The 22,743-nt window shown below is 69.4% G+C and carries 21 protein-coding genes; 8 read left to right on the top strand and 13 right to left on the bottom strand.

From position 1 onward, the window contains the following. Together BLT67_RS00210 and BLT67_RS00205 are read right to left on the bottom strand one after the other, a co-directional pair. Nucleotides 1-1,044: an alcohol dehydrogenase catalytic domain-containing protein gene (locus BLT67_RS00210; RefSeq protein WP_092664556.1), complete on the bottom strand. Its 1,044-nt coding sequence runs from the start codon at nt 1,042-1,044 to the stop codon at nt 1-3. 35 nt (nt 1,045-1,079) lie between these two features. Then, nucleotides 1,080-1,844, bottom strand: coding sequence for a phosphatase PAP2 family protein (locus BLT67_RS00205; protein WP_092664552.1), 765 nt, complete (start codon nt 1,842-1,844; stop codon nt 1,080-1,082). 98 nt (nt 1,845-1,942) lie between these two features. Between BLT67_RS00205 and BLT67_RS00200 the strand changes: the two genes are divergently transcribed. Continuing rightward, the gene (locus tag BLT67_RS00200; protein WP_231945520.1) at nt 1,943-2,575 is read left to right on the top strand and encodes a class I SAM-dependent methyltransferase; all 633 of its coding nucleotides are present in this window, start codon (nt 1,943-1,945) and stop codon (nt 2,573-2,575) included. Nucleotides 2,576-2,620: 45 nt separating this feature from the next. Here BLT67_RS00200 and BLT67_RS00195 read toward each other — a convergent pair whose 3' ends face one another. The 4 genes from BLT67_RS00195 to BLT67_RS00180 are packed head-to-tail and all read right to left on the bottom strand — an operon-like array spanning nt 2,621 to nt 6,909. Further along, nucleotides 2,621-3,697 (bottom strand): ABC transporter ATP-binding protein, encoded by a 1,077-nt coding sequence (locus tag BLT67_RS00195; RefSeq protein ID WP_092664548.1) that lies wholly within the window; start codon nt 3,695-3,697, stop codon nt 2,621-2,623. A gap of 28 nt (nt 3,698-3,725) precedes the next feature. Next, the gene (locus BLT67_RS00190; RefSeq protein ID WP_092664545.1) at nt 3,726-5,072 is read right to left on the bottom strand and encodes an ABC transporter substrate-binding protein; all 1,347 of its coding nucleotides are present in this window, start codon (nt 5,070-5,072) and stop codon (nt 3,726-3,728) included. A 56-nt stretch (nt 5,073-5,128) separates the two neighbouring features. Beyond that, entirely contained in the window at nt 5,129-6,013 is an 885-nt protein-coding gene (locus BLT67_RS00185; protein WP_092664542.1) for a carbohydrate ABC transporter permease, read from the bottom strand. Then, nucleotides 6,010-6,909, bottom strand: a complete 900-nt coding sequence (locus tag BLT67_RS00180) for a carbohydrate ABC transporter permease (RefSeq protein ID WP_092664539.1) — start codon at nt 6,907-6,909, stop codon at nt 6,010-6,012. The genes BLT67_RS00185 and BLT67_RS00180 overlap by 4 nt, the downstream gene beginning before the upstream one ends. Nucleotides 6,910-7,234: 325 nt before the next feature. Here BLT67_RS00180 and BLT67_RS00175 point away from each other — a divergent pair, with 325 nt between their 5' ends. The 3 genes from BLT67_RS00175 to BLT67_RS00165 all read left to right on the top strand — a co-directional run bounded on the left by BLT67_RS00175 (nt 7,235) and on the right by BLT67_RS00165 (nt 9,229). Then, nucleotides 7,235-8,050: a sugar nucleotide-binding protein gene (locus BLT67_RS00175; RefSeq protein WP_092664536.1), complete on the top strand. Its 816-nt coding sequence runs from the start codon at nt 7,235-7,237 to the stop codon at nt 8,048-8,050. A gap of 66 nt (nt 8,051-8,116) precedes the next feature. Continuing rightward, nucleotides 8,117-8,632 (top strand): VanZ family protein, encoded by a 516-nt coding sequence (locus BLT67_RS00170; RefSeq protein ID WP_092664533.1) that lies wholly within the window; start codon nt 8,117-8,119, stop codon nt 8,630-8,632. 249 nt (nt 8,633-8,881) lie between these two features. Beyond that, on the top strand, nt 8,882-9,229 hold the full coding sequence (locus BLT67_RS00165; RefSeq protein WP_021064891.1) for a hypothetical protein: 348 nt from the start codon (nt 8,882-8,884) through the stop codon (nt 9,227-9,229). Nucleotides 9,230-9,231: 2 nt separating this feature from the next. On the opposite strand, the gene BLT67_RS00160 is transcribed toward BLT67_RS00165, so the two are convergent. Beyond that, nucleotides 9,232-9,603, bottom strand: a complete 372-nt coding sequence (locus BLT67_RS00160; protein WP_021009745.1) for a hypothetical protein — start codon at nt 9,601-9,603, stop codon at nt 9,232-9,234. Nucleotides 9,604-9,805: 202 nt separating this feature from the next. Here BLT67_RS00160 and BLT67_RS00155 point away from each other — a divergent pair, with 202 nt between their 5' ends. Beyond that, entirely contained in the window at nt 9,806-10,210 is a 405-nt protein-coding gene (locus tag BLT67_RS00155; RefSeq protein ID WP_021009746.1) for a DNA processing protein DprA, read from the top strand. Between the two features lie 202 nt (nt 10,211-10,412). On the opposite strand, the gene BLT67_RS00150 is transcribed toward BLT67_RS00155, so the two are convergent. From BLT67_RS00150 to BLT67_RS00135, 4 genes are all read right to left on the bottom strand, one after another. Then, entirely contained in the window at nt 10,413-11,054 is a 642-nt protein-coding gene (locus BLT67_RS00150) for a signal peptidase II (protein ID WP_231945519.1), read from the bottom strand. A 79-nt stretch (nt 11,055-11,133) separates the two neighbouring features. Further along, a complete protein-coding gene (locus tag BLT67_RS00145; protein WP_092664530.1) occupies nt 11,134-11,733 on the bottom strand; it encodes a cadmium resistance transporter in 600 nt (199 codons plus the stop codon). Beyond that, nucleotides 11,730-12,089, bottom strand: a complete 360-nt coding sequence (gene cmtR / locus BLT67_RS00140) for a Cd(II)/Pb(II)-sensing metalloregulatory transcriptional regulator CmtR (RefSeq protein ID WP_021009749.1) — start codon at nt 12,087-12,089, stop codon at nt 11,730-11,732. The genes BLT67_RS00145 and cmtR overlap by 4 nt, the downstream gene beginning before the upstream one ends. Before the next feature lie 205 nt (nt 12,090-12,294). Then, complete coding sequence (locus BLT67_RS00135) at nt 12,295-13,605, bottom strand: hypothetical protein (RefSeq protein ID WP_157674062.1); 1,311 nt, start codon at nt 13,603-13,605, stop codon at nt 12,295-12,297. A gap of 337 nt (nt 13,606-13,942) precedes the next feature. On the opposite strand from BLT67_RS00135, the gene BLT67_RS00125 reads away from it, so the two are divergent. Continuing rightward, entirely contained in the window at nt 13,943-14,719 is a 777-nt protein-coding gene (locus BLT67_RS00125; protein WP_231945518.1) for an SAVED domain-containing protein, read from the top strand. A gap of 19 nt (nt 14,720-14,738) precedes the next feature. Here the strand turns inward: BLT67_RS00125 and mobF are convergent, their stop codons facing one another. After that, entirely contained in the window at nt 14,739-18,347 is a 3,609-nt protein-coding gene (mobF, locus tag BLT67_RS00120; protein ID WP_092667427.1) for a MobF family relaxase, read from the bottom strand. A 629-nt stretch (nt 18,348-18,976) separates the two neighbouring features. Here mobF and BLT67_RS00115 point away from each other — a divergent pair. Together BLT67_RS00115 and lnt are read left to right on the top strand one after the other, a co-directional pair. Then, nucleotides 18,977-19,423, top strand: coding sequence for a heavy metal translocating P-type ATPase (locus BLT67_RS00115; protein ID WP_172801946.1), 447 nt, complete (start codon nt 18,977-18,979; stop codon nt 19,421-19,423). Continuing rightward, on the top strand, nt 19,420-20,976 hold the full coding sequence (lnt, locus tag BLT67_RS00110; protein ID WP_157674060.1) for an apolipoprotein N-acyltransferase: 1,557 nt from the start codon (nt 19,420-19,422) through the stop codon (nt 20,974-20,976). Before BLT67_RS00115 ends, lnt begins: the two co-directional genes overlap by 4 nt. 151 nt (nt 20,977-21,127) lie before the next feature. On the opposite strand, the gene BLT67_RS00105 is transcribed toward lnt, so the two are convergent. Next, the gene (locus BLT67_RS00105) at nt 21,128-22,546 is read right to left on the bottom strand and encodes a CPBP family intramembrane glutamic endopeptidase (RefSeq protein ID WP_157674058.1); all 1,419 of its coding nucleotides are present in this window, start codon (nt 22,544-22,546) and stop codon (nt 21,128-21,130) included. Nucleotides 22,547-22,743 lie beyond the last annotated feature (197 nt).

Raw genomic sequence — 22,743 nt, 5'->3', positions numbered from 1 at the left:
TCACGGCAGCCGCGGGTCGACGATCGTGATGCCCGTCGCCGACGAGTGGTCGAAGCCCGGCAGCAGCGCGCCCGCCTCGGCGAGCCCGACGGTGCGCTCGACGAGCCGCTGCGGCTCGAGCACGCCCTGCTCGATGAGCGCGAGCATCCCGGGGTAGTCGCGCGCCGCCATGCCGTGGCTGCCGAGCACGTCGAGCTCCCACGCGATCACGCGGTCGAGCGGCACCCGCGGGTGGCCGTCGACCGGCGGCACGAGGCCGACCTGCACGTGCCGGCCGCGGCGACGCAGGCTCAGCACCGCATCCGACGCCGTCTGCTCGCTGCCGACCGCGTCGACCGACACGTGGCTGCCGCCGTCCGTGAGCGCCGCGACGGCCGCCGGCACGTCGCGCCCGTCGACGAGCACGGTCGCCTCGGCCCCGAGCCGCGCGGCGAGCTCGAGCGCCGCCGGGTTGCGATCGACGGCGATCGGCCGCGCGCCGAGCGCCCGCGCGATCATGACGGCGCTGAGCCCCACGCCGCCCGCGCCGACGACGGTCACCCACTCGTCCGCCGCGACGCGCGCGCGGCCGACGAGCGCCCGGTAGGCGGTCACGAAGCGGCAGCCGAGGCTCGCCGCGGTGGCGAAGTCGACGCCGTCGGGGATCGCGACGAGGTTGGCGTCGGCCGCGTGCAGCGCGACGTGCTCGGCGAACGAGCCCCAGTGGGTGAAGCCCGGCTGCTGCTGCTCGGGGCACACCTGCGCGTCGCCCGCGAGGCACCACGCGCAGCGCCCGCAGCCGCACACGAAGGGCACGGTCACGCGATCGCCGACGCTCCAGCGCTCGACGCCCTCGCCGACCGCCGACACGACTCCGGCGAGCTCGTGCCCGGGCACGTGCGGGAATGCGACGCCGTCGTCGTGCCCGGCCCACGCGTGCCAGTCGCTGCGGCAGAGCCCGGTCGCGCGCACCTCGACGACGACGCCCCCGGGCGGCGGCGACGGATGCGCGACGTCGCGGACGGCGGGCACGGCACGGGCGGCGTCGAGCAGGAGGGCGCGCATGGAGCGATCCTCGCAGGCCGCAGCCGCCGGCGCGGTCAGGCGTCGCCGGTGATCGTGCGCGACTCGAGCGGCTCGCCCGGCGCCCGCACCGTGCGGTGCGTGTCGATCGCGATGACGGCGCCGACGATCACGAGCGACAGTGCGACCGACGCGGCGGTGTCGCTCACGTAGTGGTAGCCGAGGTAGATGCGGCCAGCCGCCTGCGCGACGACCATGACGATCGCGACGGTCACCGCGAGCACCGTGAACCACGTGCGCGAGCGGCGGCTCGCGAGCAGGAAGGCGAGCAGCAGGAAGAAGTCGGCGGCGCCGAGCACGTGCCCGGAGGGGAACGAGAACGTGTGGTCGGGGCCGAGCAGCATCTCGGCGACCGGGGGCCGCGGGTGCTGCACGATCGGCGCGATGATGAGCGCGAGCGCGACGCCCGTGAGCATGCCGGCGGCGAGCAGCAGCGGCCGCCACAGGTGCTTCGCGGTGAGCCCCCAGACGACGACGACCGCGAGCACGATGACCGGCAGCGCGACCGGCCCGAAGACGAACGCGAGCACGGCCATGAAGGCGGTCGTGTCGGGTGTGCGCCGGTCGTCGACCCAGTCTTCGACAGGCGCGTCGAACGACGCGAGCCCGGAGCCGGTGACGACGCCGACGAGCAGCGCGACGAAGAGGACGAGGCCCACCGCGATCATCGTCGCCGCCGTGGCATAGAAGCGTCGTCGGGCCGCGGGCTCGAGATGCCGCTCCTCCACGAGGAAGCGGTCGTGCCACCGGCGTGCGCGCTCGCGCCGTGAGAGCTGCGTCATGGGCGATCATCCTGCGGGAGCCGGGCGAGGGACGACCGATCCTCTCACGCACGGCGCCCATCCGCGCCCGTCGGCGCCCGCTGGAGCATGATGGATGGGTGAGCACCGCAGGAGACGAGGCGTCGGCCACAGCGAAGCAGCGCCGCGTCTGGGATCGCGCTGCCGCCGGCTACGACCGGATGATGACCCGCAACGAGCGGTGGCTCGCGGCCGACCGCGCGTGGCTCGGCCGTCGCGCGACCGGGAGCGTGCTCGAGGTGGCGATCGGCTCCGGTGCGAGCCTGCCCCACTACCCGGTCGGCGCGCGCATCACGGGCATCGACCTCAGCCCCGCGATGCTCGGCCTGTCCCGCGCCCGCGCCGCCCGGCTCGGCATGAGCGTCGACCTCGTCGAGGGGGATGCGGAGCGGCTGCCGTTCCCGGACGCCTCCTTCGAGACGGTCGCGTGCGCGCTCGCGCTCTGCAGCATCCCCTCCCCCGAGCGCGCCATCGCCGAGATGCGCCGTGTGCTCGTGCCGGGCGGCCGCCTGCTGCTGCTCGACCACGTGCCGAGCACGTGGCCGCCGATCCGGGCGGTCCAGTGGCTCGCCGAGCGCTGCTCGATCCCGCTCGCGGGCGAGCACTTCACGCGGCGACCGCTGCCGCTCGTCGAGGCGCACGGCTTCGAGATCGACGAATCGGCGCGACGCATCGCGGGCATCGTCGAGCGCCTCTCCGCGACGAAGCGGTAGCCGCGCTCGCGACGCCGCGCGGCGCGGCGCCCGAGCGGCGCGCGGTCAGCGGATGCGGTGGCCCGTCGTGGGCTCGAAGGCGAGCACGCTCGATGTGCGTACGGCGAAGGCGAGCCGCTCGCCGATCGCGGGCCTCGCACCCTTCGGCAGGCGTGCGGTCCAGCGCGCGCCGTGCCCGGTGCCGTAGACGTAGGTGTCGGAGCCGTGCTCCTCGACGAGGTCGACCACCAGCCGCACGAGCGCGGGGTCGTCGCCCGGGTGCGGCACGAGCTCGAGGTCCTCGGGGCGGATGCCGTAGGTGAGCGCGGTGCCCGCGTGCGGCGCTGCGGCCCGGAACGGCAGCGCGAGATCCTCGACGTGCGCGCCCGACGCATCCGACCACGACCCCTCGACGAGGTTCATCTGCGGCGAGCCGATGAAGCCGGCGACGAAGAGCGTCTCGGGCTCGTCGTAGAGCTCGCGCGGCGTGCCGACCTGCTCGATGCGCCCCTGGTGCATGACGACGACGCGATCGCCCATCGTCATCGCCTCGGTCTGATCGTGCGTGACGTACACGGTCGTGACGTCGAGCGTGCGCTGGAGCGCGGCGATCTGCCCGCGCGTCTGCACGCGCAGCTTCGCGTCGAGGTTCGACAGCGGCTCGTCCATCAGGAAGACGGAGGGGCGGCGCACGATCGCGCGACCCATCGCCACGCGCTGGCGCTGGCCGCCGGAGAGCTCGCGTGGCTTGCGGTCGAGCAGCTGGTCGAGCTCGAGCAGCGCGGCCGCCTCGCTGACGAGCCGCTGCCGCTCGGCGGCCGGCACCTTGGTGTTCTTGAGCGAGAACTCCATGTTGCCGGCCACCGTCATGTGCGGGTAGAGCGCGTAGCTCTGGAACACCATGGCGACGTCTCGCTGGCTGCCGTCGACGCCCGTGACGTCGCGATCGCCGAACGCGATCGTGCCCGACTCGGGGAACTCGAGACCGGCGAGCGCGCGGAGCGTCGTCGACTTGCCGCACCCCGAGGGGCCGACCAGCACGAGCAGCTCGCCGTGCTCGATCTCGAGGTCGATGCCGTCGATCGACGGCCGCGAGGCCCCGGGGTAGGTGAGCGTGACGTCAGTCAGCGAGACGTTGACCATGGTGTGTGCTTCCTCCTCAGGTGGTGCGTCAGCCCTCGAGCTGCGAGGCCAGGTTGTCCTCGTAGAGGCCCTCGAGCTCTGCCTGCAGGGCCGCGAGCGACTCGGCGACATCCGCATCCGTCGTCAGGATCTGCTGCAGCGCCGTCGCGAGGGCGAGGTCGCCGCCGGGCAGGAAGACGCGCATGAAGTCCTGCGTGCGGGTGCGGGTGTTGAGCTGGTCGACGGCCACCTGGAAGTTGGGGTTGGCCTCGTAGAGCGACGACGCGTCGGCGTCGGTGCGCACCGGCACGTAGCCGGTCTCGGCAGAGAACGCAACGGTGCTCTCGGCGCTCGTCAGGTGGTCGGCGAGCATCGCGGCGGCGAGCTGCTCCTCAGGCGTCGATGCCGCCGAGATGGCGATGCCGGCGCCGCCGGTGGGCACGACGAGCTCCTGCTCGACGGGGCCGCCGGGGAGGAACGCGACGCCCACCTCGAACGAGGCCGCCTCGGTGACGCCGCCGAGCGAGCCGGTCGAGCCGATGAACTGGCTCGTGGCGCCAGCCGCGAAGTCATCCGCGGGCGAGTTGCTCGAGACGTTGGCCCAGCCGTCCTGCACGGCGTCCTGCGCGAACTGCACGGCCTCGACGGTGCCCTCGCCCGTGATGGCGCTCGCGTCCCACTCGTCGGACCATCCGCCGCCGTAGCCCCAGACGAGGTTGTTCATCATCCACGCGGGGTAGTCGGATGCGGGCGGGAAGCTGAAGGCGATGTCGGTCACGCCGGCCTCGACGAGCGCCTGCGAGTTCTCGCGCACCTCGTCCCAGGTCGTCGGCGCCTCGGTCAGGCCCGCCTCGGCGTAGTGGTCCTTGTTGTAGTAGTAGATCGTCGTGGAGCGCGCGTACGGCACCGCGAAGTGCGCGTCCTCGTAGAGGTAGTCGTCGAAGAGGGTCTCGTTGTAGGTGCTGCTGTCGCCGCCGGCTGCCGCGAACACGTCGTCGAGCGCGAGCAGCGAGTCGTTGACGTAGTTGGTGAACCACGTGGCGTCCGACATCACGACGAGGTCGCCGACGTCGCCCGAGGTCTGCGCGGTCTGGAAGCGCTGCGAGACCTCCTCGTAGTTGGCGCCGGCCGTCACGATCTCGACCTCGATGCCGGTCTCCTCGGTGAACGCCTCGACGAGCTGCTGCTCGATCTCCTGCGAACCGCCGGGGTGGTTGGTCCAGAAGCTGATCGACTCGGCCGGCTCGACCGAGGCCCAGTCGACCTCGGACGCGGCGTCGGCGGTGCCGGCGCCGACGGTCGGGCCGCACGCGGTGAGGGCGAGGGTCGCGACGCCGAGCGCCGCGACGGCGGTGGTGATGCGCTTCGCGTGCGTCGGGCGGATGCGGTGGGACATGGTGCTCCTTGGTGAGGGTGGGGTGGGGATGGGGTCAGGGGTCGTTCGGGGCGAGGTCACTTCACGGCGCCCTGCGTGAGGCCGCTCACGATGAAGCGCTGCAGGGCGGCGAAGACGACGAGCACGGGCAGGATGACGAGCACGGCGCCGGCCATGAGGTAGCCGTAGCTGCCGGTCTGCCCCTCGATCGTCTGCAGCAGGTTGAGCCCCACCGGGAGCGTCATCGTGTGCACCGAGTCGGTGATGATGAGCGGCCACATGAAGCTGTTCCACTCCCCCACGATCGTCACGAGCGCGACGGTCGCGATGGTGGGCGCCGAGACGGGCACGACGATGCGCCAGAGCCGCTTGAGGTGGCCGGCGCCATCGAGCTTGGCCGCCTCGAGGAGCTCCTTCGGGAGGGTCTTGAACTGCTGCCGCAGGAGGAACGTGCCGAACGCCGTGCCGAGGCCGGGCAGGATGATGCCCCAGAGTGTATTGCGGCCGCCGAGCGCCGAGATGGTCAGGTAGTTCGGCAGCAGCGCGGCCTCCGGCGGCACCATGAGCGCGACGAGCACCGCGAGGAAGACGGCGTTCTTGAAGCGGAAGTCGACGAAGACGAGCGCGTACGCGGTCGTGATCGCGAGCACGACCTTGATGGCCGAGCCGACGATCGTGACGATGAGGCTGTTGCCGAGCACGGTCAGCAGCGGCACGGTGTCGGCGACGTGGCGGTAGTTGTCGAGCGTCGGCGCCTGCGGCCAGAGGGTCGGCTGCGTCGTGATGATCTCGGGGATCGGCTTGAACGATGCGATGACCATCCACGCGAGCGGCAGGACGATGATCGCCATCGCGATGAGGATCGGCAGGTAGCCGCCGAGCACGGTCGCCGCGAGGTTGCGGCGCGAGAAGGCCTGGCGCCATTGGGTGCGGAGGGAGGCGGTGCGGGTGGTGGAGCTCATGCGTAGTGCACCCGCTTCTCGACGAACCGCATCTGGAAGGCGGTGATGGCGAAGAGCACGACGAAGAGCACGACCGAGATCGCGGCGGCGTAGCCGGCGTTCTGGTACGGCCCGAAGCCCTGCAGGTACAGCTCGAACACGATCGTGTTCGTGCCGTTGCCCGACGGCGTCATGATCTTCAGGATGTCGAACGCCTGCATCGAGCTGAGGATGGTCGTGACGGTGAGGAAGAACACCGTCGGCGACAGCAGCGGCAGCGTGAGGCGGAAGAAGCGCGTGAGGGCGCCCGCGCGGTCGATGCGCGCCGCTTCGATGAGGTCGCTCGGGATCGACTGCAGGCCCGCGAGGAAGACGACCGCGCAGAAGCCGAGGTTCTTCCAGACGTAGACGATCATCACCATGACGAGCGCGAGGTCGCCGTCGAGGTACCACTCGGGCGAGCGCGCGCCGAGCGCCCGCAGCACGTGGCCGAGCAGGCCGATCTGCGGGTCGAAGATGAAGTTCCAGACCATGCCGACGCCCACGCCCGAGAGCACGTAGGGCGCGAAGATCGCCGTCCGCCCACCCGTGACCCCCGGGATGCGGTGGTTGAGCGCGAGCGCGACGAGCAGCCCGAGCACCATGGAGGCGAGCACCGTGACGACCGTGAACGTGATCGTCACGCGCCACATCTCGGCGCCGGCGGGCGAGGTGAAGAGCCGGACGTAGTTGTCGAGGCCGGCGCTCGTGGCGCTCGTCGACCCCATCCGCCAATTGAGCGTCGAGTAGTAGACGTTGCTCAGCAGGGGGTAGTAGATGAACGCGGCGATCAGCAGCAGGTTGGGTCCCGCGAAGGCGAGGAACACCAGCGCATCGCGGCGCCGCTGGCGTCGGCGATGCGGGTTCTGGACGGGCACCCGACGAGCCTGTTGAGCCGCGCTGAACCGGAACTGTCGCCCCGGCGACCGCCCGGGGCGCTTCCGGTGAACCGCAGGTTATCCGACAGCGTTCGCGCGGTGTCCGCGATCAGGTGTCCCCCGAAGCGCGCAAGACGGCCCGCCCCCGACTGCGAGCATCGGGAGCGGGCCGTCGGTCAGTCGCGGCCGGATTCCGGAACTACGAGCGATGCCCAGCGGAACTTCGGGGTACAGCGAGCGAATGCTGCGCGTCTGGCTCTGGACCGCCTTCCGGCGGCGGATCGGGCGCGCTCGGCGACAATGGGACGGTGACGAGGAGCGATCGATGAGCGACACGGTCCCCGAAGGTCGCGTGCCCGCGCGGGTGCTGCTGGTCGGATGCGGGAAGCTCGGCACGCGGCTCGGCGAGCGTCTGGTGCGCAAGGGCGCCGAGGTGGTCGCGCTCCGCCGAGACCCATCGGCGCTGCCGGAGTCGTTCACCCGGATCGCGGCCGACCTCACCGCCCCTTTGGCCGAGCCGCTGCCGCAGGCCGACGCGATGGTCATCACGCTGCCGCCGGGCGACGGCTACCGGCTGCCGCTCGAGCACCTCGCCCAGGCGTTGCCAGCGATCCCCAGCCGCGTCGTCTTCGTCTCGTCGACGCGCGTGTTCGACGGCATGCAGGGCCCGGACCCGATCACCGAGGCGGACGAGCCGCGTCCGGGCTCCGAGCGAGCGCGCGTCCTGCGGGAGGGCGAGCTGCTCGCGATCGAGCGCTTCGGCGCGCACATCGTGCGCCCCGCTGGCATCTACGGCCCGGGCCGCGACTTCCTCATCCGCCAGGTCGCGGCGGGCACCCCGATCCAGCGCGCTCGGCGCACGAACCGCATCCACGAGACCGACCTCGTGCGAGCCCTGCACGCGATGCTGACGGTGGACGCGCCGCCCGCCGCGCTGCACGCGGTCGACCAGGCGCCGGCGCCGCTCGGGGACGTGGCCTCGTACCTGGCCGACCTGCTCGGCGTCGCCGACCCTCCGGCGATCGAGCCCGCCGAGCCGAGCGGCACCGTCCTGGACGGCACGCTGCTGCTCGAGCTGCTCGGATCTCTGACGCATCCCCACTACCGATCGGGCTACGACTCGATGGTCGTCGACGGCTGAGAGCGTGCATCTCGCGCGCCCCGACCGCCTGCTGATGGGACGATGCGCCGCCCCTACGATCGGTAGGTGCTCTCCACCTACCTCGCTGCGTACGTCTGGCTCGCGCCGGCGATCCTCGCAGCGGAGGCGATCGTCGGACTGCTGCTCGCGTGGATGCTGGCAAGCAGGCCCCGTGTTGCCTGGGCGCTGGCCGCGGTCGCCCTCGTCGCGGTAGTTGCCGCGACGCTCTACCCCACCGGCCGTGCACTCGAGGTCGGCTGCACGTTCGAGCTCGAGCTGCAGGTGTTCGCGCCCGAACCGCTGGCGAACGTCGCGCTCTTCGTGCTCCCGACGCTCTTCGTCGCGGTCGCGAAGCAGTCGCCCGCTTGGGGCGCCGCAACAGGCGTCGCACTGTCTGCCGCGATCGAGATGGTGCAGGCGTTCGTCCCTGAGATCGGCCGCTCATGCGCCGTCGACGACTGGGTCGCGAACTCCATCGGCGCTGTGCTCGGCGCTCTGCTCGCCGCGTTCGCCTTGCTGCTCAGGAGGCGCCGTGCTGAGCGTCAGGCGGATGCGCAGATCGCTGCGGCCACGCATCGCTGACCGCTGCTGGCCACTGCCACGGGCCGCGCGCAGTCGGCAGCTGCTCGAGCCGAGCCGATGAGATCAAGAGACGGAAAACCCCCTCCTCAGGAGGGGGTTTTGGTGGACCTCCGTAGAGAGTTTGAGAACCCCTGCCCACACCTGAAAACTCTGTCTTTGCGCAGGTCACGGGGCTTCTACGACCACGACCAGCGTTCCTCCGAGCCTACCGTTTCCGACTCCAGGGGTCGGATGGTGCGATCACTTGGGATGGCTCAAACCCTCCTTCGCCCGGAGCAGGTCGACGATTTGGTAGCGCAGTATCGCGAGGGCGCGACGCTCGTCGAGTTGGCATCCCGCTTCGGAGTGAACCGCCGCACGGTCGCCATGCACCTCACCCGTCGGGAGGTGACGATCCGCCGCGGGCGGTTCGATCCTGCCCGCATCCACGAAGCAGCCGACCTCTACCTCAGCGGGTTGACGCTGGTAGAGGTCGGCGTGAAGGTTGGGGTGGGGCCTCAGGCAGTCCGGCAAGCGCTCGCTTCGCACGGTGTCGTGATCCGGCCTGGCGGGCGCCGTGGTTCTAGCATCACAGCATCCGCTGCCGTGGGCGGTTGAGCCTAGGAACGAAGGACCGGCACACGAGTGTCTGCTTCGGCGACCGCTTCGCGGCGCTGGTGACGACGGTTCGCGGCCTCGCGCAGGCGCGCGCGGATGAGCAAGACGACGCTCACGGGTCCCATGATGATGAACTTCAGTGCGTTCCAGCAGGCCCACAGCACGATTAGGTGGAGCCAGCCGGGGCCGCCGTCGGCTGCCGCGCCAGAGCAGACGCTGGCGATCAGGATGTACGGAAGCGCGACCAGCATCGCGGGTATCCCCCACTTGAGTCCGCGACGGGTGCGGATGGCAGCGAGCAGCCGGTTGCTCGGCATGTAGCGGTGCAGATAGTCGCGAGTGTGAACGCTGAGCGTCCAGATAAGGCGGAACATGACGGCCTCTCGTCACACGTGTTACTCCGTCGAGGAGGCAGAACGTGTGTGAGTGCCCGAAGGCCGTCCCGGAGGACCCGCAATATGAGGAGAACCTGCCTCACCATCCACTGTACGCCGGGGTCGGCGTTCATGGAACCCTCGCCCTCGGGCTCCCCGCGTCGCCGCGCGCACCTCTCTATACGAGTGAGAGGACCTGACGATGACGACGACCCTGAGCCAGGTAGTCCAGGACGAGCGCACAGCACGGATGCTGCTGTCGATGATCGTCGAGCCAGACGACGCCGTGACAGGCCGTCTCCTGGGCGACCTGGGAGCGCTTGAGGTGCTCCGACTCGCCGAGCGTGATGACGCCGTGACAGGCCTCAGTGCTGTTGACGCTCAGGTGTGGCGCGCCCAGTTCGAGCGCTCAGACGCTCAGACACTTGAGCAGCGCATCGTCGACGCCGAGCGCGCCGGTATCGGCACGCTGATCCCCGGCGACAAGGAATGGCCCTCTGCGCTCGACGAGCTTGGCGACCGACGGCCATACGTCCTGTGGACTCGTGGCACGACATCTTTCCTCGCGCGACCGCTCAATGATCTCGACTGGCAACCTGCGCTGTAGCAACTTGACGCTATAGCTCCGGACTCGGTCAGATTCGAGGCTCTCGTTCCGGGGTATTTCAGGGCGACGGAGCTTCCCTCAGTGGTCCGTCTCCGGGGCCAGGCAAAGCTCCTGGAGGATGGGCCAGCGGCGTCATCGCTCTCCAGCGTTCAAAGCGGCCTCGGCTGGCGCGCTCGGCGCCGCGTCGGTGGAGTTCGTGCCGCTAGGAGGTGGACCGCGGCGCGTGCTCGGGACGCATTCGCTTGCCATTGGCCGCCAGGATCACGCACAGCGCCAAGCCAGCAAAGACGAAGACGTCTGCGACGTTTCCGATGAACCAGTCGGCATAGGCGATGAAGTCAACGACGTGGCCCCTACCCGGACCAGGGGCTCGTGTCAGGCGATCGACCACGTTCCCGAAGGCGCCACCGAGGATCAGTCCGAGTCCCACCGCCCAGGGCAGCGACGTCGTCCTCCCGATGAGCCAAGCAGCGACCGCGGAGCCGGCAATGGCTATGACCGTGATGATCGGGGTGGCGCTGGCGCCCAGCGAGAACGCCGCGCCGGGGTTGAAGGCAAGCTGAATGGCGAGCAGGTCGCCGAGCAAGGGCTGCCGCTCTCCTAGGGCGAGCGTCGCCTCCGCCCAGACCTTGGTGAGCTGATCGACCGAACCCGCGACGAGGGCCACAACGAATCCCAGCATGGCCGCTCGACGACGTGGTCGGCCGTCCCATCGCGAGGCGGTAGCGCCGGCCGCCGCCGAGGGCGCGCTCGCATCGGTGGCCTGGGTCACATCGCCATCCGCGATCAGTGCGCGCGGCAAGTCCGGGTCCGCGGCCTCTGACGGCATCTGGTCCGCATTCAATGGATGTACATCCTTCGCCGTTTCGATTGTGTGGTGCCGCACGGGTCATGCGCACCTTGGTGCAGCATCCCCGGTCGAGTCAGAGCCCGAAGGCTCCGCCGCTGACCAGGATGAAGATGCCGAGGCCGATGAGGACGAGCGGGAACAGGATGTGCTCCCAGCGCTCCAGCGCCTCCGCGATCGGTCGGCGGGTGGCAACGAACTTGGCCAAGCCCACGAGCACCGCCACCAGCACGAGGAACACGACGCAGTAGGCGATCACGGCGGCCGTGCCCACGCTAAGGAACACTGGGACGTAGACGCCGATGTTATCTCCGCCGTTGGCGAAGGTCACCGCGGCGACGGTCCACACGGCGACCTTCTTGCCTTCGATCTTCGCGTCGTCGTCGTCGTCGTCGCCCCCGCGCCAAGCCTGCCAGGCGGCCCACAACCCCAGGCCCAGCGGGATGAGGCCGAAGTACGGGATGACCTCCGGGGGCAGGAACGCCCCGGCTCCCAGGGCCACCAGCACGGCCGCACCGAGGATGCCGATGAACCCGAGGTACTGCCCGATGAGGATGCGGGCGGTGGTGCCGCGCTCACCGGCGCCTCGGGCGAAGAACAGCGAGAGGATGATGATGTCGTCGATGTTGGTGGCGAGGAACAAGCCGATCGCTTGCAGGACCGAGGACAGGATCATGCGCCCGCACCCGTCTCGCAGCAACCGGGCACCGAGCAGGCCGGGTCGAGGCAGGGTGCGTCCTCGTTGACCGCCAGGGTGGTGTCGACCAGGGCGGTCAGTGCCCGCGACAGGTGCGGGTCGGCGATCTCATATCGCGTCTGCCGGCCCTCGGGTATGGCGACCGCAATGCCGCAGTCGCGCAGGCACGCCAGATGGTTCGACACGTTCGAGCGCGTCAACCCCAGAGCTTCGGCAAGCTCCGCGGGGTGAGCCGGCGCCTCGAGCAGCGTCAGTAGTATCCGGGATCGCGTCGGGTCGGACATGGCGCGCCCCAACCGGTTCATCACATCCACACGAGAAGCAATAATCAGCATATGCTGAACTATACAGCACTCACTGAACTGCGATCGGCACTCGCGCCGTCCGATTCGTCGTCGACATGGCGAGGGTGTCAGGCCCCGGAGTGCGCTGCGTCGGCGCCCCAAGCGCTTCGGCATCCTCCGCTCCCAAGGAGCGGATCATCCTCGGCTGCAGGCGCGAACCAGAGCGGCGCAGGTAGGCCGGGGCTCGGCAAACAGTCTAAGGGCCGCCATCGTCGAAGAGGCCGGTGCGGGCGGCGTAGCGGCCGTCGCTGACGGCGACTGCCTGCGCCCAGGACGTCGCGGTCGAGAGGCCGGTGAGCCGCGCCACGACCGGCGCCGGGAGTTCCTGCACGAGCGAGACCACCGCGCCGGTTCGGGCAGCACGCACGCGCACACCGACCGCGTTGAGGCGGTCGGTGAGGGCGTCCGTAGAGATCGAGGTGCCGTGGTATTGGCCGGGGAACAGCCAGTCATCCTCACCTGCGTCGGAGAGAAGCCGCGGCGCTTCTCGATGTCCTCTAGCCTCTACCGCCAGCTCGCCTATCGCGCCGTGCAGATCGAGTGGGTCGGCACCGAGCCGGATGGCAACTCGCCCAGCTTCCCCGGTGATGTCGGTGACGCGCAGTCGCCGCAGCTGCACGACCCGAGTGCCGTAGAGCAGCACGAGCACGCCGGCGAGACGAGTCCGCGGGTCGATGGCCCGTTCGTGGAGCAGGCGTTCGAGCAGCTCCCATCGCTCCTCAACGCTCGAGCCGGTCGGCGTGAGGGTCGACTTGCGCTGCGGCGGCACCCTGAGTCGGGGGCACAGCTGGTTGCGCGCTGCCCAGCGCAGGAATGCGGCGGTTCGAACCCGGCGGGTCGTGCCCGTCGAGAGCCAGAGGTCGAGTCTGGCTTGGTCGAGCTGGGTGATGGACTCGGACCGGTCGGTGAGCCAGGCGAGCAGACTCAAGACCTGCCGCAGCTCGTCGCGTCGGCCGGAGGTCTGCCCCGGTGTGACTGGGCGGTCCTGCTCGTGCAACTGTCGTAGCGGTCGCCAGCGCGCGAATCTCTCGAAGGCGCGGCGGTGCGCAGCGTTCGTGATGCCGGCTGCCGTTTCGGCGCACCATCGCTCGAAGCGGACGAGGTGCTCGTCACGTGGCGGCAGGAGCTCGTTCTCAACGAGGAGCGAGCGCACCGGTGCGACCTCGTCGAGACTGCCGAGGCTGTCGAGGAGCTCGTGGCTTAGCGTGTCCGTCCTCGAGAGGGCCAGGGCAAGCTTTGCTGTGGTGGTGTTGCGTCGGAAGGCGCGCAGGGTGCGGCGCGCATCGGCGGCGAGGCAGCGCTCCCGAAGTCGAGCCAGGGCGGGTCGGGCCGCGATGAGTTCATCGGGCAGCAGTCGATAGAGCTTGTCGTCGGCGTAGCAGCGACTGCACCACTTTCGCAGGTGGAGGCGCGCTCGAGTTCCACATCGCTTGCAATCTCGATGCATCAGCGGGCTGTTGGTCGAGCAGCTGAGGCACAGCGGTCCGACGGTCGTGCGCGCGTTCACCCGCTTGGGCAGCGCGCAGTTGATGCACCGCTCGATGTTCTGGGGGACGCATGCCCAGCAGATCGGTGCGCCATCGGCGTCTCGAGCTCTCGGCACGGTGAGTCGGGCGCAGAGCGAGCACGGCTCGGGACGGCGGTCGCACGGCAGGCATATCGCCTTGTCCGTGGCTGCGAACTTGCACTCGCCCCTCGATCCGCACCGGGTGCAGGTGTCCATCCGTGCGGCGGCGTAGCACGCGAGGCAGGTCGCCCTATCAGTGCCTTGGAACCGGCACTCGGCCTCGGTGCCGCATCGGGTGCAGACGTCCGGGACCGGGACGGCCCGGCAGCGCCAGCACATGAACACGCCACAGGTCTATGACCGGACCGGCGACGAACTGGATATCCGGCTCCGACCCTCTGTTCATGAGCGGCTTCCGAGCGTCGGCGGGCTCCAAGACCTCAAGGACACCATCGGTCTCCTCCCCGATGCAGTGACCCGTTCTGGGGCACATCGCCTACGTGTCGCTGGAGGGGCTCATCTCTCCGTGGCCTTCGCAGTCGGGGCTGCCCTGCCATCGTCTCGTATCGGATACATGGACGTGATTGACCAACAGGGCGCCACCTGGGCGAGCGATGGTGAGGCGCGGTTCATCGCCCAACCACAAGTACAAGTCGCAGGAGAGGGGCGAAGTCCTTCGGCGATCACAGCCGGCCGGCCCTCCGTAGCCGTCTACGTCGATCTCCTGCCGCAACGCAGCGACACCGCCTTCGTTCGGTACATCGAAGCCCACGAACCGTTTCTCGCGGCTTGGCGTCATCTCACAAGTGCGAGCGGCACGCTACTCGACCCCTCTGATGCAGGCCTGATCGCCGCAGACGTTGCCGCGCACATTCGTGCCCTGTCGAACGACAACTCCAACGCCGAGGTGCACCTCCTGCTACGGTGCCCGTTCCCACTTGCGCTGCTCATCGGGAGGCTCACCAATACCCTGCGCGTGGTCGTCCACGAGTGGGATGACTCCGATCCCATCACTGGTGAAGATCACCGCGCAAGGTACGTGCCTACCCTTCGTGTACGTACGTCCGCTAGCGCAGGGGTGATCGAAGAGGTGCTTCTCCCGGATGCGTGTTGACTACGGCAGTCGGCGCGCTTCACAGTGAGCGCTCGGCGCCATAGCGTCCCTGTGAATGCTGCGGTACTTCGCTCACCTCAGCGATGAAGCCACGAACTCGATCGAGGGCAGTTCGTGCTCGTGCGGCGTCGATCTTCTGCGCGGCGGACTCGGGCGGGGTGCCGAGGGGTGCGTCGTCGGTGACGCGGTAGCGGTCGCGGTATGCGGCGATCACGCGTGCGGCCTTGCGCCACGCTGTGGCTCGTCGTCGGTCGGCGGGAGGCGCTCCAAGGGCGTTCGTCCACGGTGCACTCTCGGTCAGCGCAGCTTCGAGTACGGCGTCGGCACGGGCCTCGATCAGCGCTTCTCGCTGGTCAAGGGCTGCTCGCATCTCGGCGTCGATGATACCATGCGCCTGCGGGATGAGGCCGGCGATGAGTCGCGCTGGCTTGCGTGTCCTGCCGGAGCGTGCGGGACGCGCGGTCGCCCGGTCGACCCGGTAGTGGAGAACGGCGGCGATGTCGTCGGCGTCGCCGAATCCGCGCGCGGCCACGAGGCGCGGGAGGAGCGCCTCGACATTGTGATGGTTGGCTTCGGCACGACGGAGTTCAGCCGCGAGCGGGCCGAACGCATCGGACTCGACGGCGCTCTCGGCCTGTTCCGCGGTAAGCCCGGAGCCGCGGACGAGAGCGGCCCAACGGTCGTGCTGGGCTGCGGCGACGATGGTCTCGTACTCGGCGGCGAGCTGCGCGATGGAGCCCCACTGCTCCTGCTCGGTCACGATGGTCTCGTGCGCAGAGAGTTCGGCCGCGCTGTGCTGCAGAACGCCGTAGAGCACGCTTCGCGCAGTGGCATGCGGGTCGTCGCCCGGGTGTGGCTGGCCGTGGTCTTCGGCGCGGTCGAGAGTCACGTAGGCGTGGTTCGCGTGCCGCCCTCGTGTCATCGCGACGTAGAAGGTCTCCCTCGTCGAGGTCGGTTCGACCAACACGTGCGCCGTGTCCGTAGTGATGCCCTGCGCACGGTAGGCGGTGACTGCGTAGCCGAGATCGACATGCTCACCTACGTACGAGGCTGGAAGCACGATGCTGCCACCGAACCTGCGGCCACGCCTGCGAGACGTGATGGTTCCGTCTTCCTTGACCGCTGTGCCGGCCCCGTAGTCGCGTGCGATGGCGACGGTCCCGTCGTCGCCGACGGCGGTGATGGTCCAGATGTCGCCGTTGCGCACCCAGTCCCGCCCGGCCAGGGTGCGGAGGTTCCCGTTGTTGCGTCGGGTGATGATGGTGTCGCCGACGCCTGCGGCGGTGCCGTCGCGCAGCTCGACTTCGCGGTCGGGGTTCAGCGTCTTGCTGAGGATCAGGTCGGCGCGGGCGCGACCGTTCAGCGTGGTCACGTCTTCGTGGGTCTCGGCGATCAGCACAGAGACGAGCCCGGCGTCCCGGTCGGCACGCCAGGCGTTGTAGGCCGTGTCGGCCATCGCCTCGCCGTCGCCCTCCGCGATGCGCTCGTGGGCGAGGTAGGTGTCGATAGCCGCCGTGCGTCCGTGGCGTAGCTCCAGCGAGGCGGTCTTCTCCCAGGTGTGGGTGAAGCGGTGAACGTCGACCAGTTCGGGGGTGTCGGCCCGGTCCCTGGCGATCAGCGCGAACGCGCCGCCGGCGTCTACGGATTGCAGTTGGGCATAGTCGCCGACCAGCAGCACCTTCGCGCCAGCGTCTTGAGCGATGTGTGTGATGCGGTCCAGTGACAGGGTGCCGGCGAGGGAGGCTTCGTCGATGATGACGAGCTGTCCCGCCTCGAACGTGGTGCCGTGGACGAGGTGGTTCTGCCACCACTTCGCGGTGTTCTCAGTCTCGATTCCAAGGTCGTCGGCGAGGACCTGGGCGGCGACCGCTGATGGCGCGAGCCCGACGACGGCCCCGGAGCCGTGCTCGGCTTCCCACGCGCGGCGGAGCGCGTTCATAGCGGTTGTCTTGCCCGCCCCCGCGGGACCGACGAGGATATCGAGCATCCGACCCGACACCGCGATCCGGGTCAAGGCATCGGCTTGGTCATCGCCGAGCATCCGACCGTCCGCGTCGGGTCTGTACGTGATCTTCTCGACCGTGGCAAGCGTCACCGTCGACCCGCCGAGGTTGGCCGCTCGTTCGAGGAGTCTGTCCTCGGCCGCGAGCTGGGACTCGGAGGTGAATACGGTCGAGCTCTTCGGACGGAACACCGAGGTGCCGTCGGGGCGACGGAACACGACCGGCGAGGTGGCGAGCTCAGGTGGCGTCAGCCGCAGCGAGACGAGCTCGGCGGCGTCGGCGATCATCGCGACGATCGCTTCCCGGTCCTGCATGGTGGCGAACCGCCACCCCATCGTCTGCCGGGATGCCTCGGCCATGAGATTCCATCGCCGCCAGGTCGACCGTTTCTCACCGACCACCGCGACGACCGTACGCCCCAGCTCGCTGATCACGTCGAGCGGCACGTCGTCGGCACGCAGGAGCATCGGCTTGTCGTTGTCGGTGACCTCGCGCGCCCACAACGTCGCGTCCTGGCCCAGGGTCTTGCTCGCTCGCGTTCGCCACTCGGCGGTCAGGTCAGCAAGGGATCGGACCTGCTTCTCGGGGCGGGTCGCGAGTGTGGCTTGGGCTCGCAGTTTGAGGATCGTCGCGTTCGATGGTTGGCGTCCGTGCTGGGCGACGTACTCGGCGATGAGCCGGTTCTTCTCGGCGTCGATGTGGCGGGCGCGGGTAGAGAACTCTGTGACCAGCCCTTCCGGAACTCCCGTGATCGCCCATGCTGGGTTCCGGTCGCGGCCCATCTCGCGCGCTTCCCAGGAGACGCCGAATGTTCGGGTCATCTGGTCGGCGAACACGGCTTCGTGTAGTTCGGAGAGCGCGACGACGGCGGCGTGCATCGGTCTGCCGTCGAGCGAGCGCCACTTGCCATCGAGGACGGTCTTGGCCTTGTTGCTGATGACGACGTGCGTGTGGAGGTGGGGGTCGCCGGCGCGGGAGTCGAAGTGATCGAATGCGGTCGCGATGAGCCCGGTGACATCGACCTGTGCAACCGCGCCGTCCCCGGCGGTTGCGCCGGTACGGGTGGCTGCAACCTCGCGCTCCATGAACGCAACCACCTCCGCAACCGCGCGATGATGCGCCTCCGCGATCAGCGCTTGGACCCCGGCATCGGCGACCGCCCACAACACTGACGCGGACTTCGGGATCGAGAAGGTGAAGTCGAAGCCCGCCACCGCACGCCGTGTGCTCCGGGTAGTCTCCTCGGCCACGATCTGCGCGACAGCCTCGCCCTTGGCGCCGGGCGTCGTCGTCGGTTCGAGGTCAGCGATCCGCGCCTCGATCCGCTCTTCCGGGCTCTTGTAGTTCGGGAACGCTCGCCCGAGCGGCTCGTCGGTGATCGGATCATGGCCGGTCCCCATCAGGAGCTGGAGCTGGTGTTCCGATACTCGGTCGCCCACATGAATCTCGCCCTTGCCGAGGGCCGCTACTCCCGCGCCGATCCAGCGACCAGGAGGTGTGTCCTCCTTCATGTAGTAGCGAGTGAGCGGCGTCGAGAGCGGCCTGTTGCCGTCGGCAGCCGCGACCGTCTTGAGCAGGTACTTGTAGCCGTCGCCCGCCGACATCACACGCATCGAAACCGTCATGCTCACCTCCGCTCCTGCCGGGTAGGTGAGCACCCGCACCCGGTGATCTCGGACGCGGTAGTGCCCGCACCACCTCGATCTGCAAGACGCGTGTGACCTCGGGCGGTGGTCGGAGCGAAGACCGGAAAGGGCGGCTCCGGGCGGTGCCGCCCGTACCGACGAGGGCGGGCTCTGGGCGGGTGTCGGAGTCGTGCACCTGGCAGGTGACCAGCTCGCCATCAATGGGTCGGCCTACCGACCTCCCTTGTCGGCGCTCCCCACCAACGCTTCCGCATCTTCACCCTCGCCCGGTGCACCGTTCCGCACCCCGCTGGCGACAGATTCCTCACGCGGCGGGGGAACCCTCGACCATGTGCGAGCGAGACGAGGGACGATCGCGCTCTCGCACACCAGATCATCGACTTCGCGCTCCACAGACCGGCTGGCTCACCGAACAGGAGCGGCGAGCCGGAGACCCTGTAGTCCCTGATCGATGGACTGCTCAGCGCTGGGGACGCTACGCCGATGCCATAACTCGCTGGGAACACATCACGGGGCGACCCGCGCCCGCGCCAGCACTCCTGAACGACGCCGACGGCCCTCGCCCAGATCCAACTAGGTGGTCGTAATCCCACGTTCTTGTCGCACGTGTGTCGCAACCTGTCCACGAACTTGTCGTAGCGCACACTCGAAGGCATGAGCGGCGCTGGACGGCCATGATCGGTGACGGGATCAACGTCACCCCGGCACTCGCCGAAGCGACCGTGGGGATTGCGACGGGCGCGACAGGGTCAGTTGCCGCGATCGAGTCCGCGCACGTCGCCTTCACCGGCCGCGACCAGCGACTGATCCCCGCCGCCATCCGCCATGCGCGTCACGGCCGACTCATCAGGGCCGCGAACATCGTCCTCGCGTTGCTCATCGCCGTGATCCACTTCCCGCGCGCGCTCTCCCGCGTGCTCGGGTTCGGCGGTGTCGTGCTGGTCCAGGAGGTCGCGGAGGCCATCGTGATCCTCAACGGCGTGCTCGCCGCCCGGCGGCCAGCGATCCTCTCGGCATCCGTCACGCCCGCGGTCCGGACGCTCGCATCCGCGTGAGCGGCCACGATCGGGTTGCCGCCACTCTCGGCCAGGACGACCGGGCGCGTGTCCATCTCGCACGGGTACTGTTGGCGGCCGGCGGCGGGTTAGCAATAGCCGCGTCCGGGTCGCCGTACGACCTGTGGCCATTCGCCCCGGTCGGGGTCGCCCTGGCACTCCTGGCCGTCCGCGGCCGCACCCCGGGAGCCGCATTTGCGTTGGGGTTCATCACGGGCGCGACCCAGTACGCCGTCCACATCTCATGGATCACGGTCTACCTCGGACCCGCGCCGCTGCTCGGCCTCACCATCGTCATGGCGACGTGGTTCGGGCTCGGCGGCATCGCGAGCGCCTCCGTGTGGCGACTCGTCCGTGCAGCCAGGTGGCTCTCGACGGTGCTCGCCACCATCGGACTCGCCGCCGTGTGGACGACGCGCGAGCTGCTCGCATCCACCATCCCCTGGGGTGGGTTCTCCTGGGGGCGGCTCGCCTACTCCCAGGCGGACAGCCCCTTCGGACCTGTCGTCGGTTGGGCGGGGATCGCGGGCCTGACGTTCGCGATCGCCCTGCTCGGCGCCACAGCCGCAGTGACGGTGAGGTCCGCTTCCCGGGCCCACGTGACCCGCCGCGCCGTCGCACCCGTAGCCGTCGCAGCCATCCTCGCGCTCGTGCCCGCCGTCCCCGTCGAGTACGACGGGACCATCCGGGTGGGGGCTGCTCAGGGGGCGTCGGAGGCAGGACTGCTCGCCCCCTACGAGCCAGGCCAGATCATCGCCGAGCATGCCGCCGCGACCACGCTCCTCGACGGCGAGAATCTCGATCTGCTCGTCTGGCCCGAGAACGCAGGCGAACGCGAGCCGCAGACGAACCCCCAGACCATCGCGCTGCTGGAAGACCTGCAGCGGCAGTTCACGGCCCCCATCATCCTGGGAGCGGTGACGACCGAGGGCACGCGGACGTACAACTCGCTGCTGCTCTGGGATGAAGGCGTCGACGCGGTGTATCACAAGCGACACCCGGTCCCGTTTGCCGAATACCTCCCGAGCCGTGCCGTGCTCGCCCCCGTGCTGGATGCGTTCGGTTTCCTCGATCTGATCCCCCGGGACTTCTCGATCGACCCCGCCAGCGCGAACGTCTTCGATGTCGGCGGCGTCCGCGCGGGCCTGGCCATCTGCTTCGACGTCGTCGATGATGCACTCGCCCGCGAGATGGTCCTCGATCGTGGCGCGCAACTGATCCTGGTTCCGTCGAACAACGCCGACTTCGGCGAGGGCAGTGCGCAGAACGTGCAGCAGCTCGCGATCGCGCGACTGCGTGCGATGGAGAGTGGACGGTCGCTCGTCATGATCTCCACCGTCGGCACGAGCGCGATCGTGCTCGCGGACGGCAGCATCCTGCAACGCCTGCCGCAGTACGAGCCGGGCGCGATGGTCGCCACGCTACCGCTGTCCGCCACGGTCACGCCCGCCATCCGTTTCGGCCGCGGGATCGAGGTCGCCATCGCGATCGCAGCGCTGCTCACCGTGCTCGCTGGTGCTGGCGCCTCGCCCGCCCGTCGCGCATTTCGGTGAGCACCAGAGGAGGAACGTGGTGGACGCGAAGTGTGACGTCGCACCCACCCGTATCCAATGCATAGGTCGCTCGAGACACCGGTCAGCGCCGAATCTTTTCGCAGCGTGCGACGAGGCTCATCGCTGAATCCTCGGCAGCGTGCGACGCGGCTCAGCGCGTCACGACGGGTGCCGCCATTGGCGGCCGCGGCTGTGACACGAGCAAGTCGGCAGCAGGCGCCCCCGTCGTAAACCGCTGCGCCCCGCGCATGGCAAAGTGCACCGCGAGGTACGCGAGGCCGAGCGCCAGCGCGGTGATACCGAAAGAGAGCCAGTCCTCGCCGGCGACCGGCTGCGCGGATGAGAACGCTGAGACACCGGTGAGCGCGAGCGGAACCATGATGAAGACGTTGTTGGCGGTGTGCAGCACCGACGCCGCCTCGAGCCCACCCGTGCGGTAGGTGAGCATCGAGCAGGTGAAGCCGACCAGCGAGAGCTGCAGCGTCGCCGCGATCGACGGGTGCGTGTGCATCGCGCCGAACAGCAGCCCGGTCGCAAGGCCGGTCCAGACCGCGTTCCCCAGCGGTCCACGCAGCACCCATGGCCCGACCGCCGCGGCGACCAGCGCGAGCAGCGAGAGGTACCAGGTCGCTGGCTGCAGCACGATCACAGTCAGCACCGGCAGCAGCATGACGAGCGCGGGCACGTAGCGGTGGCGCAGCCAGCCGCCCATCAGCTGCGGCAGCAGCCCGCGGAATGTGAACTCCTCGCCGGTCGCCTGCAGCGGCGTGGTCAGCAACACCACCGCGACGAGGCCCCAGTTGGGATCCCACTGCCACTCGACACTCGGGTCCATCCAGAGCGAGACGCCGATGTAGATCGCGAAGATGGGGAGGATCAGCAGCGCCGAGCGGCCGACAGCGCCCCAGCGCCAGCGACCGACGACACTCGAGGCGTACCCGGCCGCGCCCTTGCCGAACGCCGCCAACGCGACGATGACGCCCGGGATCATCGCGGCCCAGGCCATGTTCACCCCGGCCATGCCCAGCGGCGAGCCGATCACCTCGGCGAGCAGGTCGGCCGTGAGCTCGGCCTCGTCGGTCGGCGCCGCGGTCGGGTCGAGCTGCAGGAAGAAGGCGACCATGCCCGGCATCAGTAGTGCGAGCGAGATGATCTGGCCCCCGAAGAAGAAGCCGATCGCGATCGCCCATGCCAGGAACCAGCGACCGACGCGCTGCTCGAGCGGCTGAAGCACCAGCGCGAAGGACTTCCCCGCCATCGGCAGCGTGGCAGCCAGCAGTGCCGGCTTCTTGGGCGGATGCATCGCAAAGCCCAGCTGCCGCGGGAAGGCGTCCCTGTCTTGCGGCTGACCGTAGGGCGCCCGCCCATGGGGCGATTGGCCTTCGCCGGAGTATCCGTAACCGAGCGCTGCTGAGCCGACGGGAGCATCGCCGTAAGGCGGCTGCCGGCCGCACGGCGGTTGCGTCTCAGCGGGCTGCTGGCCGTGCGGCATCCGCCGATTGGAGGAAGGCCGAGGCTGCTGCGCCTGCTGCGAGTGATCCCAGGGCTGGGCGGACTGATCGGTCACCATGCTCCTCGCGTGTGTCGCCCCGAGGCTATCGATCTCAGCCTTGAGTTCCGTGAGCGTCGACCGAGAACAGGGCACACGACTGGCACCCGAGCGATCGTGGCTCCGCTCGGCAAGCAGTTTGTCGAGTCGTCAGTGTGGGCACGAGAGGTCCTCCGCTACGAGCATTAGGTTTAGGTACGTGGGTGCCTGCTGGTTGA

This window comes from Agrococcus carbonis (genome assembly GCF_900104705.1).
Lineage (GTDB): Bacteria > Actinomycetota > Actinomycetes > Actinomycetales > Microbacteriaceae > Agrococcus > Agrococcus carbonis.
This window is presented reverse-complemented; position numbering and strand designations above follow the sequence as displayed.